The sequence below is a fragment of the Rhodovulum iodosum genome (assembly GCF_041020385.1).
Taxonomy (GTDB): domain Bacteria; phylum Pseudomonadota; class Alphaproteobacteria; order Rhodobacterales; family Rhodobacteraceae; genus Rhodovulum; species Rhodovulum iodosum.
This window is the reverse complement of sequence record NZ_JBEHHI010000001.1, coordinates 949,306-967,515: the sequence shown is the minus strand read 5'-3', so window position 1 is coordinate 967,515 and position 18,210 is coordinate 949,306. Positions and strand designations below refer to the sequence as shown.

Annotated in this window: 13 protein-coding genes; 3 read left to right on the top strand and 10 right to left on the bottom strand. The window is 69.2% G+C overall.

Annotation, left to right across the window (positions count from 1 at the left end):
• Positions 1–150: 150 nt before the first annotated feature.
• Entirely contained in the window at positions 151–3,099 is a 2,949-nt protein-coding gene (locus tag Ga0609869_RS04735) for an error-prone DNA polymerase (protein ID WP_125406218.1), read from the top strand.
• Positions 3,100–3,322: 223 nt separating this feature from the next.
• Here Ga0609869_RS04735 and Ga0609869_RS04730 read toward each other — a convergent pair whose 3' ends face one another.
• The 3 genes from Ga0609869_RS04730 to dapE form a co-directional block, all read right to left on the bottom strand.
• Positions 3,323–4,588: a lytic murein transglycosylase gene (locus tag Ga0609869_RS04730; RefSeq protein WP_125406220.1), complete on the bottom strand. Its 1,266-nt coding sequence runs from the start codon at positions 4,586–4,588 to the stop codon at positions 3,323–3,325.
• A 99-nt stretch (positions 4,589–4,687) separates the two neighbouring features.
• Positions 4,688–6,943 (bottom strand): ribonuclease R, encoded by a 2,256-nt coding sequence (gene rnr / locus Ga0609869_RS04725; protein ID WP_125406222.1) that lies wholly within the window; start codon positions 6,941–6,943, stop codon positions 4,688–4,690.
• A 31-nt stretch (positions 6,944–6,974) separates the two neighbouring features.
• Positions 6,975–8,144, bottom strand: a complete 1,170-nt coding sequence (gene dapE / locus Ga0609869_RS04720; protein ID WP_245972298.1) for a succinyl-diaminopimelate desuccinylase — start codon at positions 8,142–8,144, stop codon at positions 6,975–6,977.
• A 266-nt stretch (positions 8,145–8,410) separates the two neighbouring features.
• On the opposite strand from dapE, the gene Ga0609869_RS04715 reads away from it, so the two are divergent.
• On the top strand, positions 8,411–9,496 hold the full coding sequence (locus Ga0609869_RS04715) for a Hint domain-containing protein (RefSeq protein ID WP_125406226.1): 1,086 nt from the start codon (positions 8,411–8,413) through the stop codon (positions 9,494–9,496).
• A 13-nt stretch (positions 9,497–9,509) separates the two neighbouring features.
• Here Ga0609869_RS04715 and Ga0609869_RS04710 read toward each other — a convergent pair whose 3' ends face one another.
• From Ga0609869_RS04710 to serB, 7 genes are all read right to left on the bottom strand, one after another.
• Positions 9,510–10,151, bottom strand: a complete 642-nt coding sequence (locus tag Ga0609869_RS04710; protein WP_369022838.1) for an ABC-type transport auxiliary lipoprotein family protein — start codon at positions 10,149–10,151, stop codon at positions 9,510–9,512.
• A gap of 2 nt (positions 10,152–10,153) precedes the next feature.
• On the bottom strand, positions 10,154–11,893 hold the full coding sequence (locus Ga0609869_RS04705; protein ID WP_125406230.1) for an MlaD family protein: 1,740 nt from the start codon (positions 11,891–11,893) through the stop codon (positions 10,154–10,156).
• A 9-nt stretch (positions 11,894–11,902) separates the two neighbouring features.
• Entirely contained in the window at positions 11,903–12,688 is a 786-nt protein-coding gene (locus tag Ga0609869_RS04700; protein ID WP_125406232.1) for an ABC transporter ATP-binding protein, read from the bottom strand.
• Between the two features lie 2 nt (positions 12,689–12,690).
• Positions 12,691–13,848 (bottom strand): MlaE family lipid ABC transporter permease subunit, encoded by a 1,158-nt coding sequence (locus Ga0609869_RS04695; RefSeq protein ID WP_245972301.1) that lies wholly within the window; start codon positions 13,846–13,848, stop codon positions 12,691–12,693.
• A 279-nt stretch (positions 13,849–14,127) separates the two neighbouring features.
• A complete protein-coding gene (rlmN, locus tag Ga0609869_RS04690) occupies positions 14,128–15,360 on the bottom strand; it encodes a dual-specificity RNA methyltransferase RlmN (protein WP_125406234.1) in 1,233 nt (410 codons plus the stop codon).
• A gap of 112 nt (positions 15,361–15,472) precedes the next feature.
• Complete coding sequence (locus Ga0609869_RS04685) at positions 15,473–15,961, bottom strand: invasion associated locus B family protein (RefSeq protein WP_438826872.1); 489 nt, start codon at positions 15,959–15,961, stop codon at positions 15,473–15,475.
• Positions 15,962–16,275: 314 nt separating this feature from the next.
• Positions 16,276–17,151 (bottom strand): phosphoserine phosphatase SerB, encoded by an 876-nt coding sequence (gene serB / locus Ga0609869_RS04680; protein WP_125406235.1) that lies wholly within the window; start codon positions 17,149–17,151, stop codon positions 16,276–16,278.
• Positions 17,152–17,748: 597 nt separating this feature from the next.
• Between serB and Ga0609869_RS04675 the strand changes: the two genes are divergently transcribed.
• Positions 17,749–18,099 (top strand): CPBP family glutamic-type intramembrane protease, encoded by a 351-nt coding sequence (locus Ga0609869_RS04675; RefSeq protein WP_281273286.1) that lies wholly within the window; start codon positions 17,749–17,751, stop codon positions 18,097–18,099.
• Positions 18,100–18,210 lie beyond the last annotated feature (111 nt).

The following is an 18,210-nucleotide window of genomic DNA, read 5'->3' as shown; positions in this document are numbered from 1 at the left end:
GCGGGCGTAATGGACCGAGATAGGCCGGGCGCGGATCATGCGGGGCATCTGGGCCGGGGCCGGTCAATCCGGTGCCCGGCAGGGCATTGACAAGCGCGCCGCGCGCGCCAGACTTGCGAGAGAACAAATAGAGAACACACCCGAGTCGCCATGGGCTTTGCCGAACTCTCCGCCACCTCGAACTTCACCTTCCTCACGGGGGCCTCGCACCCCGAAGAGTACATGAACCGTGCCGCGCTGCTGGGGCTGGGGACGCTGGCCATTGCCGACGAGAATTCGGTGGCCGGCATCGTGCGCGCCCATACCGCCGCGCGCGAGATCGCGCGGCAGGTGCGCCTGCGGCAGGCGGCGGACAAGGACCCCATCGGCCCGCCCCGGCCGGCGCATGTCCCCGCCCCGCCCGGCGCGCCGATCTACATGGTGCCGCGCCTGATCCCCGCCGCGCGGCTGGTCCTGACCGACGGCTTCGCCGCCACCGCCCTGCCGCGCGACCGCGCCGCCTGGGGGCGGCTCTGCCGGATGCTGTCGGCAGGCCGGCTCAGGGCCGACAAGGGCGCCTGCCAACTCACCTTCGACGACCTGCTGGAATGGGAATGGGGTGCGGGGCTCGACTTCCTGCTTCACCCGCCACGGGCGCAAACGATGCAGGGCGGCGCGGGCGCGTGGCCGACACAGGCGACCCGGCTGGCGCGCCGCTTTCCCGGTCAGGTGTCGCTGGCGATGGCGCCGGCCTATGACGGGCAGGACGCTGCCCGCTTCGCCCGCCTCGCCGCGCTTGCTGCGCGGCTGGGCCTGCCCGCCGTCGCCACGGCCGCGCCGATGATGCACCATGGCCGCCGCCGGCGCCTCGCCGACGTGCTGACCGCGATCCGCACGGGCACAAGGGTCGACGACCTGGGCCGCGCGGCGCTGGCCAATGGCGAACAGCGGCTGCGCAGCGAGGCCGAGATGCTGCGCCTTTTTGCCGGTCACGAGGACGCCGTGCATCGCAGCGGCGAGATCGCCGCGCGCTGCGCCTTCTCGCTGGACGAACTGCGCTACGAATACCCCTCGGAGCTGACCGGGGACGAAACCGCCGCCGGGCGCCTGTCACGCCTCGCCCGTGCGGGGCTCGGCTGGCGCTACCCCGCCGGCGCGTCCGATCGGGTGCAAAAGATGCTTGAGCACGAACTGGCGCTGATCGCCAAGCTCGGCTACGAGCCCTATTTCCTGACCGTCCACGACATCGTCCAGTTCGCGCGGGGCCGCGGCATCCTCTGTCAGGGCCGCGGCTCGGCGGCCAATTCGGTCGTGTGCTACGCGCTGGGCATCACCTCGGTCTCGCCCGAGATCGGCACCATGGTCTTCGAACGCTTCGTGTCAGAGGCCCGCGACGAGCCCCCCGATATCGACGTCGATTTCGAGCATGAGCGCCGCGAGGAGGTTATCCAGCATATCTATGCCCGCTACGGCCGCCACCGCGCCGGGCTCTGCGCCACGGTAATTCATTACCGTGGCAAGCGCGCGGTGCGCGAGGTGGGCCGCGCCATGGGCCTGTCGGAAGACACGCTGGCCGCGATGTCGAGCCAGATCTGGGGCTGGGGCTCGGGCCGGATCGAGGGCCACCGCCTGCGCGAGATCGGGCTCGACCCCGCCGACCCGCGCCTCAAGCGCACATTGGCGCTGATCCATGAGATCCAGGGCTTTCCCCGGCACCTGTCCCAGCATGTGGGCGGCTTTATCGTCACCGAGGGGCGGCTCGACGAACTGGTGCCGATCGAGAACGCCACGATGGAGGACCGCACCGTCATCTGCTGGGACAAGGACGATATCGACGCCCTTGGCATCCTCAAGGTCGACGTGCTGGCGCTGGGCATGCTCACCTGTATCCGCAAGGCGTTCGAACTGATCGCGCACCACCAGGGCCAGCGCTTCGACCTCGCCTCGCTGCCGCCCGAGGATCCGGCGGTCTACGACATGCTCTGCAAGGCCGATTCCTTAGGCGTCTTCCAGGTGGAAAGCCGGGCGCAGATGAATTTCCTGCCCCGGATGCGGCCGCGCAGCTTTTACGACCTGGTGATCCAGGTTGCGATCATCCGCCCCGGCCCGATCCAGGGCGACATGGTCCACCCCTACCTGCGGCGCCGCAACGGGGAGGAGTCGGTGAAATTTCCCTCCGACGCGCTGGGCCGGGTGCTGGGCAAGACCCTGGGCGTGCCGCTCTTCCAGGAACAGGCGATGCAGATCGCGATCACCGGCGCGGGGTTCACCCCCGAAGAGGCCGACCGCCTGCGCCGGTCGCTGGCCACCTTCAAGAAGCATGGCAATGTCAGCGAGTTCCGGGGGCGCTTCCTGAAAGGCATGGCCGCAAACGGCTATGACCGCGACTTCGCCGAACGCTGTTTCAGCCAGATCGAGGGCTTCGGCTCCTACGGCTTTCCCGAAAGCCACGCGGCGAGTTTCGCGCTTCTGGTCTACGCCTCGGCCTGGATCAAGCGCCACCACCCGGCGGTCTTCGCCTGTGCGCTGCTCAATTCCCAGCCCATGGGGTTTTACGCCCCGGCCCAGATCGTGCGCGACGCGCGCGAGCACGGGGTCGAGCTGCGCCCCGTCTGCATCAACGCCAGTTTCTGGGACAACACGGTGGAACCCGACGGCGCCGGCGGGCTGGCGCTGCGCCTCGGCTTTCGCCAGATCAAGGCCCTGCCCGAGGCCGAGGCCGCCTGGATCACCGCCGCCCGCGGCAACGGCTATCGCAGCGTCCAGGATGTCTGGCGCCGGGCCGGCCTCGCGCCGGCGCTGATCGCGGCGCTGGCCGAGGCCGACGCCTTCGCCGCGCTCGGCCTGTCGCGCCGCGCCGCCCTCTGGGCCGCCCGCGGCCTGACCGCACCGACGCCGCTGCCGCTCTTCTCCGCCGATCTCGACGGCGAAGCGGCCGACGAGCCCCGGGTCGCGCTGCCCGCGATGAGCGAGGGCGAAGAGGTGGTCGAGGATTACCTGGCGCTGCGCCTCACGCTGCGCGCCCACCCGGTCGCGCTGCTCCGGACCCGGCTGACGCCGCCCTTGCGCCCGGCCCCGCCCCGCCCCAAGGCCGCGCCCGTGACCTGCGCCGCGCCATAGATTTCATGCCTCCGGCGGGGATATTTTCGGCCAGAAGAAGCAAGGGATCATTAACCATGCCGTGTCACTCTGGTCACGCGGTACAGGCGGGGACGCCGATGACCGCGCCAGGAGAAAGCCCCTGTCCCCACGCCGGGGGCGGGGGCTGACGCCTCCTGCTTCTTCTGGCCGAAAATATCCTCGCCGAAGGCAGCCGACGCAGTCGGCTCCCGACGCGCCGCCCTCACCGCAGGCGCTTCAGCAGATCGAGGCTGGCATAGCCGTCGGGCACGATGCCCACCGCGCTTTGGTAGGCGCGCACCGCGGCGATGGTGTTGGGCCCGATCTTGCCGTCGATGCCTTGCGTGCTGAAACCCGCGCGGGTCAGGCGTTCCTGCAACTCCTTGCGCTCGACAAAGCGCAGGGCGCGGTCGCCCCGGGGCCACTCGGCCTGGATCGGCGGGCCGCCCTTGATCCGGTCCGACAGGTGCCCGACGCCGATCACATAGGCGTCCGCGGTGTTGTACCGCTCGATCACCGCGAAATTGTCGAAGATCATGAAGGCCGCGCCCCGCGCGCCGGCGGGCAAGAGGATCGAGGCGCGGCCGTGATCGGGCACAACGCGCCCGGCCATGTCGCGCACGCCCATCGCGGCCCAGTCGCTGGGCATCCGCAAGGTGCTGCGGCTGGCGAGCCTGTGGTCGAAGCCGCGGGGCAGCTGCACCTCGACCCCCCAGGGCTGGCCCTTGCGCCAGCCAAAGCGCGCGAGGTAGGCCGCCGTCGAGGCCAGCGCGTCGGCCGGATCATCGGCCCAGATGTCGCGCCGCCCGTCGCCGGTGAAATCGACCGCATAGGCCAGAAAGGAGGTGGGGATGAACTGGGTATGCCCCATCGCCCCGGCCCAGGAGCCGGTCATGTTCCGCGGCCGCGTATCGCCCGATTGCAGGATCTTCAGCGCCGCGATCAGCTGGGCCTCGAAAAACCGCCCGCGCCGCCCGTCATAGGCCAGCGTCGCCAGTGCCTCGACGATCGGGGTCGTGCCGCGATAGGCGCCATACGCGCTTTCCAGCCCCCAGACCGCGACGACCACCTCCTTGTCGACGCCGTAGCGCGCCTCGATCTGCTCCAGCACCTGCCGGTGCTGCACGAGCGCGGCCTTGCCGTTCTCGATCCGCGTCTCAGAGGCGGCGCTGTCGAGGTAATCCCAGATCGTCTTGGTGAATTCCGACTGGTTGCGGTCTTTCTGGATTACGTCGGTGTTGTAGCGCACGCCTTCAAAGGCCGTGTCCAAGACCCGGGGAGAGATGCCCTGAGCCTGTGCCCGGCCGCGAAAGCCCTCGATCCAGCGTTGAAAGCCGCGATTGGCGGTGGAGATCTGCGTGGTCACCAGCGGCTCCTGTGCAGCCGGCCGCGGTTCGGGGCGGGGTGAGGCGGGCGTGTTGGCCAACGCCGCCGAAACCGCCATCACGAGCGCCACGGCGGCGCCGGTCGCAAGTCGTATCACAGTCATGAAGCCCCCTGCTCGCTCGGGTCCGCTTTTTGCGCAAGTGTACCCTTTGACGCGCCAGTCGCAAAGCGGGGATCGTGGCGGTCCGCCGGTTTCCGCCGCTCAGCGGCGCTTGCGGATGACCTTGCGCTTGGCCTTGGCGGCGGCCTTTTTCGCCTTGGCCGGCGCGCGGCGGGCGGGTTTTCCGCGCGTGCGGGCCGGACCACGGCCCAGCGTCTTGCCCTCGATATCCAACAGCTCCAGCGTCAGCCCGCCGGTGACCGGCACCGCCTCGGACAGCCGCACGGTGACGCGCTGGCCGATGCCGATTTCCAGCCCGGTATCGGCGCCCATCAGGGTCTGCGCCTCTCGGTCGAAATGGAAATACTCGTTGCCCAGCTCGCGGATCGGGACAAGCCCGTCGGCCCCGGTCTCGTCGAGCTTCACGAAGACGCCGAAGCGCGCGATGCCCGAGACGCGGCCGGTGAATTCGTTGCCCACCCGTTCCGACAGGTAGGCGGCGAGGTAGCGGTCGGTGGTGTCGCGTTCCGCGGCCATCGAGCGACGCTCGGTGTCGGAGATATGCTCGGCCGTGGCCTCCAGCGTCTCGATTTCGTCGGGGCTCAGCCCGTCCTTGCCCCAGCCATGCGCGGTGATCAGCGCGCGGTGCACGATGAGGTCGGCATAGCGGCGTATCGGCGAGGTGAAATGGGCGTAAGAACGCAGCGCGAGGCCGAAATGGCCCAGATGTTCGGGCGAGTAATAGGCCTGGGTCATCGAGCGCAGGGTCGAGAGATTGATCAGCTCGGAAAACTCGGTGCCCATCGCCTGGTCCAGCAGGTCGTTGAGGTGCCGGGTCTGCAAGACCTGCCCCTTGGCCAGCGTAAAGCCCGAGGCCGAGGCGACCTCGCGCAGCGCGTCCAGCTTTTCGGGCGAGGGTTCCTCGTGCACGCGGAACAGCAGCGGCCGGCGCAGGCGGGTCAGTTCCTCGGCGGCGGCGACATTGGCGAGGATCATGAATTCCTCGATCAGCCGGTGCGCGTCCAGCCGGTCGCGGAACTTGACCGAACTGACATGGCCGTCCTCGGAAAGCTCGATCCGCCGCTCGGGCAGGTCCAGGTCGAGCGGCTGGCGCGCCGCGCGGGCCCTGGTCAGCGCCTCGTAGGCGGCATAGAGGGGGGCGATCACGTCAGCCATCAACGGCGCGGTGCGCTCATCGGGCCGGCCGTCCTGCGCCGCCTGCACATCGGCATAGGCAAGTGCGCCGGCCGATTGCATCAGGCCGCGGGTAAAGCGGTGGCCGATCTTGGTGCCATGGGCGTCGATCTTCATTCGCACGGCCACGCAGGCGCGCGGCACGCCTTCGTGCAGGGAACACAGATCGCCCGACAGCCGGTCGGGCAGCATCGGCACCACCCGGTCGGGAAAATAGGTTGAGTTGCCGCGCTTGCGCGCCTCGCGGTCCAGGGCGGTGCCGGGCCTGACGTAATGGGCCACGTCGGCGATGGCGACCCATATGACATAGCCGCCCCCGTTCTTCGGGTCGTCGTCGGGCTGGGCCAGCACCGCGTCGTCGCGGTCGCGGGCGTCGGGTGGGTCGATGGTGACGAGCGGCAGGTGGCGCAGGTCTTCGCGCTCGCCCAGCCCGGCGGGCTTGGCCCGGTCGGCCTCGGCGATCACGTCGTCGGGGAAGGCGTCGGGGATGCCGTGCTGGTGGATGGCGATCAGGCTGACGGCCTTGGGCGCGGTGGGATCGCCCAGCCGCTCGACGATGCGGGCGCGGGGCAGGCCCATGCGGGCGCGCGGCCCGGCCTGTTCGGCCTCGACGAGCTCGCCGTCCTTGGCGCCGTGGGTGGCGCCGGCGGCGACCTGCCATTCCTTGTCGGCGCCCTTGTCGATGGGCAGGATCCGCCCGCCCTCGGCCCCCTTGCGGAAGATGCCGAGGATGCGCGCGGGGTTGGTGCCGATCTTGCGGATCAGCCGCGCCTCGTACTGGTGCTCGTTGCCTTTCACCTCGGCCAGCCGCGCGAGGATGCGGTCGCCCGCGCCCAGCGCCGGGTCGGTCTGGCGTGCGATATAGAGCACCCGCGGCTCGGCCCCCTCTCCATGCCATTCCAGCGGCTTGGCGAAGAGGTCGCCATCGTCGTTGGGCGGCAACACCTGCAGCACGCTGACCGGGGGCAGCTTTTCGGGGTCGCGGTAGGTCTTGCCCTTCTTCTGAAGGTGCCCCTCTTCCTCGAGCTCGCGCAGGATGCGCTTGAGGTCGATCCGGTCGGCACCCTTCACCCCGAACGCCTTGGCGATATCGCGCTTCGAGGTCTGGCCGGGATGGTCGGCGATCCAGTCGAGGATCTGGGGTTTCGAGGGGATCTGGCTCATGCCCCCAGACTATCACGCGGGCCGGATCGCGTCAGCCGGAAAGCGCCGCAGAGCCGTTGAAATAGCCCGCCAGGATGCGCCGGTAGATGCCGGTCAGCGCCTCGATCTGGGCCACCTCCACCCGCTCGTCGACCTGGTGCATGGTCTTGCCGACCAGCCCGAACTCGACCACCGGGCAATGGTCCTTGACGAAACGCGCGTCCGACGTGCCGCCCGAGGTCGAAATCTCGGGGCGCTGGCCGGTTTCGGCCTCGACCGCGCTGGCCACCAGCGCCGAGAGCGGTCCGGGGGGCGTGAGGAAGCTTTCGCCCGAAACCTTCACCTCCATCTCGATTGTCGTGCCGGTCTCTTCGGTGACGCGCGCGGCCTCGGCCCGCAGCCAGTCGCTCAGGCTGTCCGAGGAATGCGCCTCGTTGAAGCGGATGTTGACCGTGGCATGACAGAGGCCGGGGATGACGTTGTTGGCCGGGTTGCCGGTGTCGAAGGTGGTCACGGCCAGCGTGGAAGGGTCGAAATGCTGGCTGCCCTCGTCGAGGCGGTAGGCCGACAGCCGCTCGACCAGCCGCGCCAGCGCCGGGATCGGGTTGTGCGCCCGGTGCGGGTAGGCCGAATGGCCCTGCACCCCGTGGGCCGCGAAATAGGCGGTCATCGAACCGCGCCGGCCGATCTTCATCATGTCGCCCAGCGTCTCGCGCGAGGTGGGCTCACCCACCAGGCAGACGCTCATGTGCTCGCCCTCATCCGCCATCCAGTCGAGGATCGCGGCGGTGCCATCGACCGCGTCGCCCTCTTCGTCGCCGGTGATCGCCAGCACCACGGCGCCGTCCGGCGGCGTTTCGGTCACGAAGGCGGTGGCGGCGGCCACGAAGGCGGCCACGCCCGATTTCATGTCGGTGGCCCCGCGCCCCCAGAGCCAGCCGTCACAGACCGCGCCGCCGAACGGGTCGGATGTCCAGGCGGCGGTGTCGCCGGCGGGCACCACGTCGGTGTGGCCGTTGAAGCCAAAGCTTTTCGGATGCCCCCTGGCGCCCCAGCGTGCGAAAAGGTTGGACACCTCGCCGCGGTCGGCTCGATGACACTCGAACCCCGCGGCCGTGAGCGCCGCCTCGAGCAGGCCAAGCGCGCCGCCCTCGCGGGGCGTGACCGAGCGGCAGCGGATCAGATCGGCGGTGAGGTCTGTCGGGTCGATGGGTCTGGCCAAGGGTTCTGTCCTTTGCATGGGGTGCCCAAGCGATAAACCGCGGCGGCGCGCGGGGCAATGTTGCAGCGGCGTAACACGCGCCGCGGCGGCGGAGAGGTTCGAAAACAATGGCTTAAAATGTCCCTCGTTTTGGGCCATGGTCGCGAAAAAGAACAACAGCCGAGGCAGAAGAGGGCCATGCGACACCCTGCGGCCCGATCGGGCGTGACGCGCCCCCCTTTTTCGGGGGTCTTTTCGTGTGGCCCGCCGGCAAAGGGGCGCCCGCGATGAACTGGATCGCCCTGTCCACCCCCGAGAACGTGCCTCTCCCGCCGGGACCTGCGGCGGCGCATGCGGCCTGCCCGCCGCGCGACGGGCTGATCCCGCGGGGCGGGCTGGTGATGGAGGTCGATCTCGGCCGCGACACCGGGGCCGAAGAGACCCTCTTGCTGCTGCACCGGCAGGGCGACCTGATTAGCCACGTTTCGTTTCACCGCGCGCCCGGAGGGCAGTTTGCCTTCGCCCAGCGGCTGGGCAAGGAACGGCGCCAGCAAGTGCTTGCCGTGCCCGCACCGCGCTGCGTCGGGTCCGCCCGCCTGACGCTGAGTTGGGATTGCGCCAGTGGCCGTGGCCTCTTCGCGCTGGAGCTGTTGCAGGAGGGCACTCTGGTTCGGCGGGTCTTTGCCAACCCCTTGCCCTGGCGCCGCGCCGACATTGCCGAGCTGGAGCAGGGCGGGCCCGGCGCGCACGTGGGCCCGGCGATCGGGTATTTCGGCCTGTCCGACCGGCCGCTGCCGGTGGGGCTGGCCCCCAGCCTGGCCACGGGCACGCCGGTGCGCACCGCGGAAGGCTATGTGCCGGTCGAGCGGCTGCGCCCCGGCGACATGATCGAAACGCTCAGCCACGGGCCCCTGCCGCTTTGTCACACCCACGGGTGGGAGCTGCCGGCCCGCGGCCTGTTCCGGCCCGTGCGTCTGTTGGCGCCGTTCATGGGGCTCAGGCGCGATGTGATGGTCGCAGCCGGGCAGCGGCTGGTACTGGGCGGGGCCGATGTCGAGTACATGTTCGGCGCCGAGGCGGTGCTGGTCGAGGCGCGGGCGCTGGCCGGCACCATCGCCGCGCACGAGGAAGGCCAGGCCCGCACGATCCGCTATCACCATGTCCTGCTCGAACAGCACGCGGTCCTCGACGTGGCCGGCTGCGCGATGGAAAGCCTTTACATGGGCGGCGTCAGCGGCCAGCCAGAGCTCCTGGCCACCAGCTTTCTCGGCGGTCTCGCCCCCGAGGCGCTGCCGCGCCATGACACCGACGATCTGCGCACGCTCAGCGATTACGAGGCCGCCGCCCTGCTGGCGGCGATGTCGCGGCTCTGACAGGCGTCGGGCGCTAGCTGGGGCCGGTGGCCACGCGTCGCGTCGCCAGCACCCATTCGGTGAGATCCGACAGCACGCCGCCCGCCGCGGTATCGTACCCGGCAAGGATGCTCTCGTTGCCGAGGTCGGCCACGGCCACCTCTGCGGAAAAGCGTCGGGTGGCCACCACCGAGGCGGCGTCTTCGCGCACCAGCCGCGCGATCAGGGTCACGCGCACCACCGCGCTCTCGGTGCCGGGCACCAGCGCGGCATGGAAATCCGTCAGCCTCGTCACCAGCGCCACGTCCCCGGATGTCGATAGCGGCCGGCGCCCGACGAAGCGAAACGCGCCGGTGCGCTCGAACCCGTCGACCATGGCGGTCTGCAGCATCACGGGCGCGTTCTCGCTCCACCGTGCGTCGGGCAGGTACTGGATCTGGGTCGGGCTGGGGCGCACCATGATGCTTTCGGTGTCGAGCGCGCCGCTGGCTGCGGGAACCTCGACGACGAAATCGATCGCCTGTGCCCGGCCGCGCGCGACCGGCAGCGTGGCGGGCGCGCGGATTTCGTAGACATTCTGCGGCACGTTCGTCCGGCTGAGCGCCCCGACGGCGGCACAGCCCGAGAGCGACACGGACAAAGCGAGACAGAGAATAAGCAGGCGCAGCATAAGCATCCCTAACGTCTGAAGACCGGGTCTTCGCGCCCGAGAAAGTAGCGGGCGGGATCGCGGTCGATCCGGGTAACGAGGCGGTCGAGATTTGTTACAAGCTCGCGCATCTCGCGTGCGAGCACGGTGTATTGCGGCAACCCGCCATCGGCAAAGGCCCTCAGCGGCGGACCGAGGCTGGCGGCGGTGCGCTGCACCTCGTCGGCGGCGGCGGTGGCGCGTTCGGCGGTTTGGCGCAGCTCGTTCGTGATCGCCGGCACATCGTCGGAGACCTGCGCGATGGCGTCATCCAGCCGCGAAAGCGTGTCGCGCAACTGGGTGGTCATCTCGCCGACATCCTCGTTCAGCACCTGGTCGGCCGAGGTAAAGGCGCGGTCGGCGGCGGCCAGCGCGGCATCCCCGGTCTCCAGCGCCGTGTTGAGGCGGGCAAGCGTTTCGTTGGCGTTCGAAAATGTCTCGGTCACGGTCTCCAGCGAGGTCGACAGCTCGGCCGAAATGCCGTCGATCCGGCCGGCCGCGGCCGAGAGATCGGTGCCCACCGTGTCGACCACGCCCGCCGCTGTCTCGGTGGCGTCGCGGATATCGGCGACGATTGCGGGCAGGTCGTTCTCGGCAAAGGTCGCCGCCGATGCGACCACGCGCCCGGCCTCGGCGATCAGCGACCGGGCCTCGGCGACCAGCGCGGTGCCGTCGACCGCGAGGAACGTGTCGAACCGCTCGGCGGCGGTATCGATGCTGGTCATCGTGCGCGACATGTCGGCCAACATGACGTCGGCGGCCTGCAATGTCGATTCCGCCTGTGCGAGCCGCGCCGAGGCCAGCGTGCCCGTGGAGCGGAATTCCTGCAGCATCGCGCGGGCGTCGGCCCCGATCTCGTCGATCTGCCGGCGCACGCCGTCGGCGGCCTCGGTCATGTCGCTCACCAGGCGCGGCAGGTCCTCGCGGATGAAGACATCGGCGGAATCGAGCGCCGCGCGCCCGCTTTCCAGCGTGGCATCGCCTGTCTCTAGCGACTGCTCGGCCCGCTGGGCAAGGTCGGTCACCGCCACGAGGGTGGTGTCGGCGGTATCCAGCATATCCACCGCGGCCACCGATATCGCCTCCAGCCGGCTGGTGAAGGCGGCGATTTCCTCGCTCGACGTGGCGATCGTGTCGGTCACCGACGAGAAATCGTCGAGCGCGCGGCCCAGATCGCCCGAGGAACGTTCGAGGTTTTCCAGGATCGACGTGATGCGCGCCTGGTTTTCGGGGCCGAGCAACTCGGTCAGTTGACGGGTCAGTGCCAGCACCTCTTCGATGATCGCGGGGGCGTCCTCGCTGAGGGTCTGCAGCACAGATCGTCCGGCGGGTATGACCGGGATTTCCTCTTCCGTCTGCGCCTTCAACAGCGGGTCGCCCTGGTCGCCGGCGGAGAGGCTGACAAAAGACAGCCCCGTGACGCCCTGGGATTCGATGGTCGCCACCGTGCTGGTGCGCACGGGCGTGTCGGCCTCGACCTCGATGCGCACCCTGATGTTGCCGGTCTGTTCAGGCGACAGGCGCACGTCCACCACCTGGCCCACCGGCAGCCCGCTAAAGCGCACCTCGGACGCGGTCGACAGCCCCGAAACGGTGGGAAACTCGATATCGTAATAGGCGAATTGCCGGTCGAGCTCGACCCGCGCGAACCACATGAAAAACAGCAAGAGGCCGACAAAGCCGGCCAGCGTAAAGGCCCCGATCAGGACGTAATTCGCACGGGTTTCCATCTGGATCGCTTACTCCCTTGCCGAATGCGCCGCAATCGCGTCGCGCGCGGCGCGCGCGCGGGGGCCGCGAAAATACTCCTGCACCCAAGGATGGTCGACATCGAGCATCGAGTCGATGGTGCCGGTCACGAGCACACGCTTTTCGGCCAGAACCGCGATCCGGTCGCAGGTGGCATAAAGCGTGTCGAGGTCATGGGTGACCAGGAACACGGTCAGCCCCATGGTGCGCGAAAGGCTGCGGATCAGGTCGTCAAAGGCAGCCGCCCCGATCGGGTCGAGCCCGGCCGTAGGCTCGTCGAGAAAGACGACCTCGGGGTCGAGCGCCAGAGCGCGTGCCAGCCCCGCGCGCTTGCGCATGCCCCCCGACAACTCGGCCGGGTACTTGTCGCCGGCGTTCCACGGCAGCCCCGACAGCGAGATCTTGAGCCGCGCCAGCGCCTCGCGCGTCTCTGCGGTCAGATCCGGAATCGCCCTCAGCGGGACCTCGACATTCTCGACCACGCTCAGCGATGAAAACAGCGCGCCGTCCTGGAACATCACGCCCACGCGTTCGCTCAGGGTCTGAAGCTCGGCCTCGCGTGCGCGGTAGACATCGGTGCCCAGCATCCTGACCTCGCCCGCCGCCGGGGCCTGAAGCCCCGCGATGGTGCGCAGCAGCACCGACTTGCCGGTACCCGAGCCGCCCACCACGCCCAGAACCTCGCCGCGGTAGACGTCGAGATCCAGCCCGTCATGCACGACATGCGTGCCGAACTGGTTGCGCAGGCCGCGGACCTCGATGACCGTCTCTGCCATGCCTAGAGCCCGATCTGCTGGAAAAAGATGGAAAACAGCGCATCGGCCAGAATCACCGCGAAGATCGCGGCCACCACCGCCGACGAGGTCATCCGACCCAGCGACTCGGCGGTCTTGCCCACGGCCAGCCCCGCCTGGCAGCCGATCACCCCGATCAACAGCGCGAAGACCGGGGCCTTGACCAGGCCCACGAAGACATTGGCCACATCGGTGCCTTCGACCAGCCGGGTCATGAACATCGCCGGCGAGATGCCGAGCTCGATCCACGACATCAGCGCGCCGCCGAACAGGCCTGCAAGGTTGGCGATCAGCCCGAGGATCGGCAGCATCAGGATCAGCGCCAGCACGCGCGGCACGATCAGCGCGTGGCCCGGATCGATGCCCAGCGTGCGCATCGCGTCGATCTCTTCGCGCATCTTCATCGACCCGATGGCCGCGGTAAAGGCCGAGGCGGTGCGGCCGGCCACGATGATCGCGGTCAGCAGGATGCCCAGCTCGCGCAGGATAGAGATGGCGATGAGGTCGACCACGAACACCTCGGCGCCGAACTGGCGCAGCTGCGCCGAGCCCTGAAAGGCCAGAACCACGCCGATCAGGAAGGCCATCAGCGACACGATTGGCACCGCCTGAAGCCCCACCGTTTCGCAGTGATGGGTCAGGGCCGTCAGGCGAAACGCGCGCGGACGGGCGATAATCTGGGCAAGGCGGCTGAGAAACAGGCCAAGTACGCCGGAGAACTCGGTCATGGCCAGGCGCACGCCCACCACCTGCTGGCCGAGCCCGGCAAGTATGGCGATCAGGGCACCGGGGGCCTTGGCCCGTGCCTCGGGGGCGGGCAGCGCCTCTGTCACGGTGTCGAGGATCTGGCCGATGTCGCGCGAGGCGCCGACGATCTCGGCCCGCCGTCCATCCTCGGCGCGGGCCTTTTGCGCCGTGGCGATGGCCCAGGCGATGCTGGTGTCGATCTGCGTTGTGCCCGACAGGTCGAAGACGAGCCCGTGATCGGGCGCGACCTCGGACAGGGCACGGTGAAAGTCCGGAAACTCGTGCAGGCCGAGCGTGCCGACAAGCACCGCGCGGGCGGCGTCGGGCTCGGTCTCGATCGTGAAAGAGCCCTCTACCGGGCGCGCCGAGTGTTCCATCAGGGGCTTTTCTTGCATGGACCGGGGCCGCATGAAACAGAATGTTGTGACAATGGCGCCGCTTTGGCTGGGTGCCCGGTCCTGATCTGTGCGCCGGGGCAAGGAGGGCGGAGCGCCCGGCGGTCGTTTCGGCTGGTGCCTTCCGCGCCGGGTTCGGTCATTCGTGCCTCGTATCCCGGACAGGTCCGGGGCGCGTGCGGCTGTTCCAACCGGCAGGTGCAGGCGGGTCGCGGTCAAGAGCTCGCCTCGGGCGATAATAGGACCAGAGGCCACAAAGACCGGTCTGCGCCACCCGCGCTAATGCGCGTCGGGCGCGTCGGGGCGGCGGACGATGCGCTCGGGCTGCGGCAGGCCGGCCTCGGCCGCGATCTCGAAGCGGTTCTTCCGCGACCGCTCGGTGGCCGACTTGAGCTGCCCGCAGGCGGCCATGATGTCCTCGCCGCGCGGGGTGCGGATGGGCGAGGCGTAGCCGGCCTTGTAGACGATGTCGGCGAAGGCCTCGATCCGGTCCCAGTCGGACCGCTCGTAGGGGGCGCCGGGCCATTCGTTGAAGGGGATGAGGTTGATCTTGGCGGGGATGCCCGAAATCAGCCGGATCAGGCGGCGTGCGTCTTCGTCGCTGTCGTTGACGCCCTTGAGCATCACGTATTCAAAGGTGATCCGCTCGGAATTGGACAGTTTCGGATAGGCCCTGAGCGCGTCGAAGAGCTGGGCCAGCGGGTATTTGCGGTTGATCGGCACCAGCGTGTTGCGCAACTCGTCGGTGGTGGCGTGCAGGCTGACGGCCAGCATGCAGCCGATCTCGGTCCCCGCCCGCGGGATTTCGGGCACGATGCCGGATGTCGAGAGCGTGATCCGGCGGCGGCTCAGCGAAATGCCTTCGCCATCCATGGCGATCTGCATCGCGTCGCGCACTGCCTCGAAATTATAAAGCGGCTCGCCCATGCCCATCAGCACGATGTTGGAAATCAGGCGGGTCTCGTCCTTGGGGTGGCGCCCCGGTTCGGGCCATTCGCCGAGGTCGTCGCGGGCCAGCATGATCTGGCCGACGATCTCGCCGGCGGTCAGGTTGCGCACCAGCCGCTGGGTGCCGGTATGGCAAAAGGTGCAGGTCAGCGTGCAGCCCACCTGGGACGAGATGCACAGCGTACCACGGTCGGCCTCGGGGATGTAGACCACCTCGACCTCGTGACCCCCGGCGATGCGCACCAGGTATTTGCGCGTCCCGTCGGCCGATACGGTGCGGGTGACGACCTCGGGCAGCGCGATCGTGAACCGTTCGCGCAGCAGGGCGCGATAGTCTTTCGCAAGGTTGGTCATCGCGTCGAAGTCGCGCACGCCCTTTTGGTAGACCCACTGCCAGAGCTGGACCTCGCGCATACGCGCCTGTTTCTCGGGCGTGCCGGCGGCCACGAGGGCCGCGCGCAACTGGGGCCGGGTGAGGCCGACGAGATTGGTCTTGCCGTCCGCGGTCGCGGCGTTTCGCGGAATCGTCCTGGCCTCGGGCGTGATCGGGGTCGGGGCCGTCATGGGGCGCGTCTCCATCTTCGGGATGGGCTTTGATATAGGATTCGCGCGGGAAATGAAACAAGGGCCCCGGCATGTGCCGCCGGGGCCATCAGGCGCCGTGCCGGTCGCGGGCTCAGCCGCCGCAGCGTGTCTCGGCCTCTTCCGTCGCCGCGGTGAAGCCCAGAAGCGAGAACGTGTCTTCGGTCTTGGTGCCGCGCGACGACAGGCCGGTGAGGGTCGCCGCCGTGCCGCGCTTCATCTCGGTCAGGATCTTGGCGTCGTCGGCCTTGGAGGCGGGCCAGGCCCATTCGCCCTCGGTAAACAGCTCGTAGCTTGAGTCGCCTATGTCCATCTTGACGGTCGATCCGTCGGCGAAGGGATAGCCGCCGGTGAACGACACCTCGCCGGCCACGCCCGAGCCCGGACGGAAGGACACGAACAAAAGGATTTCGCCCCGGCGCACGGCCACCACCCGGCCGTCGCGGGTGTTGACGGTTTCCTTGGGCGCAGAGACCGCCCAGCATTCGGTCGGGTCGTCTTCGACGAAGACGCTCCAGTCGGTTTTCGCGGCGACGCGGTTGGTGGATTCCTGCGCCTGCGCGGCCCCGGCGGCCAGCATCATCGCCCCGCCGATCACGCCGCACCGCATCCAATTGGTGATGTTCACTGCAGCCTCCAGCTGTCCTTGCCTCGGTGCCCGCCGGCCGGCGTTTTGCGCCGGCCCGTTCGTGCCGCGGGCGGTGGTTGTCCCGATGGCGCGAACCTAGCGTGAAACCGCTGTGGCGTAAAAGCCCTGATCGCGGAAAATTGCCCAGCCCCGGCGGTGCGTGGGCGGATGCCGCAGGCGCCCGGCCCGCACCGTGGCCCCGCGCGGGCGGCATCGGCCCGTCCGGCCTGCGCGGGCCGGCGGTGATCCGCCCCAAGTCGCGCCCGCTCTCAGGCGGCGAAATCGGATCGTGCGTAGCCTTGCAGGTACAACAGCGCGGTCAGGTCGCCGTGATTGATGCGGATATCGCACTGGGCGGCGACGGCGGGCTTGGCGTGCAGCGCGACGCCCGCGCCGGCCAGCCCCAGCATCCCGAGGTCATTGGCCCCGTCGCCCACGGCCATCACCTGGTCCAGCCCGATGCCGCGGTCGGCGGCGACGCGCCTCAGCGCCTCTACCTTGGCCTCGCGGCCGAGGATCGGCTCGGCCACCTTGCCGGTCAGCTTGCCGTTCGCCACCTCCAGCGTGTTGGCCTGATGCGCGTCAAAGCCCAGCACCTTGGCCACCCGTGCCGCGAAATTGGTGAACCCGCCCGAGACCAGCAGGCAATGGGCGCCACTTGCCTTCATCGTGGCGATCAGCGCGCGCCCGCCGGGGGTATAGCTGATCCGGTGTGCCAGCACGCGGTCGATCACGCCCGCGTCGAGCCCGGCCAGAAGTCCTACACGCTCGCGCAAGGCGCCTTCGAAATCCAGCTCGCCATTCATTGCCCGCGCGGTGATCTCGGCCACGCGGGGGCCGATGCCGGCCTCGGCGGCCAGTTCGTCGATGCATTCCTGCTGGATCATCGTCGAATCCATGTCGGCGATCAGCATCTTCTTGCGCCGTCCCTCGGCCGGCTGGGCGACCAGGTCGATGCCTGTTGCCTGAAGTTCGTCCCAGATGTCCCAGAAATTGCCCGGTACGCGGTCCACGGCGAATTCCGCAGCCACTCCGGGGGCCAGCCAGGCCGCGTCGCCCCCGCCCCAGGCGTTGCGCAGCGCCTCGATGGCGGCGGGCTCCAACGACGGCCGGGCCGGGTTGGCGATGAGCGTGACGACGTGCATGGGCGGCTCTCGGTGCGGCTATCGGCTGCCCGCCTTTAAGCACGGGCTTTCGCCGAGGGCCAGAGGGCCGAAACGCGGCAATTGACCCTGATCAAGCAGGGGCCGCCGCGTTTCGGCGTAGTGCGCGCCCTGACCTTATGACGGAAATCGCCCATGCCGCCCGAGCCGAAAACCGATCTTTCGATGCGCGCCCTCCTGCCGTTCCTTGGGCTTACTTGGTTTTGTCCTGGGGCATTCTGGCATTTTGGCTGGCCATACCGGTGACGCTGGCCGCGCTGTTCGGGCCGCTCAGCGGCACCAAGCGGCTGTTCCTGCTCGCCGTCTACGCACCGGCCTTTGCCGCGATCGCGCTGGTGCTGGGCCATGCCGGATGGCGGGGGCTTGGCCGCTACCTCGCGCGCCTTCTGCTCTGGCGCGGCCATTGGGGATGGTATGCCGTGCTGATCGTCGGGTTGCCCGCGGCGTTTGCTCGTCAAGGGCGTCCCGCTTGGTGTGCCCTTTGCCGATGGCTGGGCCGGGCTTGCGGCGCTCGTTCTGGTGCGCAGCCTGACCGGCCCGGTCGAGGAAATGGGCTGGCGCCGGGTGTAGCAGCCACTCTTGCAGCGGCGCATGGCCCCTCTCTGGGCAGGGCTCGTCGTCGGCGCGATCTGGGGGCTGTGGCATCTTCCGGCGTTCTTCCTCAGCGGCACGCCGCAGAGCGCCTGGGGGTTGCTGCCCTTCCTCGCAGGGACCGTTGCGACAAGCGTCATCATCACCGGCCTCTTCAACGCCGCTCGGGGCAGCCTGCTTTTGCCGGTGCTGGCCCATGCCCGGCGCAACAGCCCGCTCTGGCCCGACGCCCAGCCGCACGACAGCTGGTTCTTCGTGGGCCTCGCCGTCCTTGTCGTGGGGCTGAACCTGCGCGCCTTCACCCGGTGCGATGGCGCGGCCACGGCGGTGATCGACTAGCTGCAAGCGCCCCGGCGCCGCCATGTCGCACCCGCGGTCCGTGCTGCCGCATATGCGCTGTTTTTGCACTTGCCGCGACGCGGGAACGGGCGTATGCGCGGCGGTGGGACA

What these genes read in the sequence shown, in the direction of transcription:
- Ga0609869_RS04735 (WP_125406218.1), top strand. Translation starts at nt 151, where the DNA reads ATGGGCTTTGCCGAACTCTCCGCCACCTCGAACTTCACCTTCCTCACG.
- Ga0609869_RS04730 (WP_125406220.1), bottom strand. Translation starts at nt 4,588, where the DNA reads ATGACTGTGATACGACTTGCGACCGGCGCCGCCGTGGCGCTCGTGATG.
- rnr (WP_125406222.1), bottom strand. Translation starts at nt 6,943, where the DNA reads ATGAGCCAGATCCCCTCGAAACCCCAGATCCTCGACTGGATCGCCGAC.
- Ga0609869_RS04715 (WP_125406226.1), top strand. Translation starts at nt 8,411, where the DNA reads ATGAACTGGATCGCCCTGTCCACCCCCGAGAACGTGCCTCTCCCGCCG.
- Ga0609869_RS04710 (WP_369022838.1), bottom strand. Translation starts at nt 10,151, where the DNA reads ATGCTTATGCTGCGCCTGCTTATTCTCTGTCTCGCTTTGTCCGTGTCG.
- Ga0609869_RS04705 (WP_125406230.1), bottom strand. Translation starts at nt 11,893, where the DNA reads ATGGAAACCCGTGCGAATTACGTCCTGATCGGGGCCTTTACGCTGGCC.
- Ga0609869_RS04700 (WP_125406232.1), bottom strand. Translation starts at nt 12,688, where the DNA reads ATGGCAGAGACGGTCATCGAGGTCCGCGGCCTGCGCAACCAGTTCGGC.
- Ga0609869_RS04695 (WP_245972301.1), bottom strand. Translation starts at nt 13,848, where the DNA reads ATGCAAGAAAAGCCCCTGATGGAACACTCGGCGCGCCCGGTAGAGGGC.
- rlmN (WP_125406234.1), bottom strand. Translation starts at nt 15,360, where the DNA reads ATGACGGCCCCGACCCCGATCACGCCCGAGGCCAGGACGATTCCGCGA.
- Ga0609869_RS04685 (WP_438826872.1), bottom strand. Translation starts at nt 15,961, where the DNA reads ATGATGCTGGCCGCCGGGGCCGCGCAGGCGCAGGAATCCACCAACCGC.
- serB (WP_125406235.1), bottom strand. Translation starts at nt 17,151, where the DNA reads ATGCACGTCGTCACGCTCATCGCCAACCCGGCCCGGCCGTCGTTGGAG.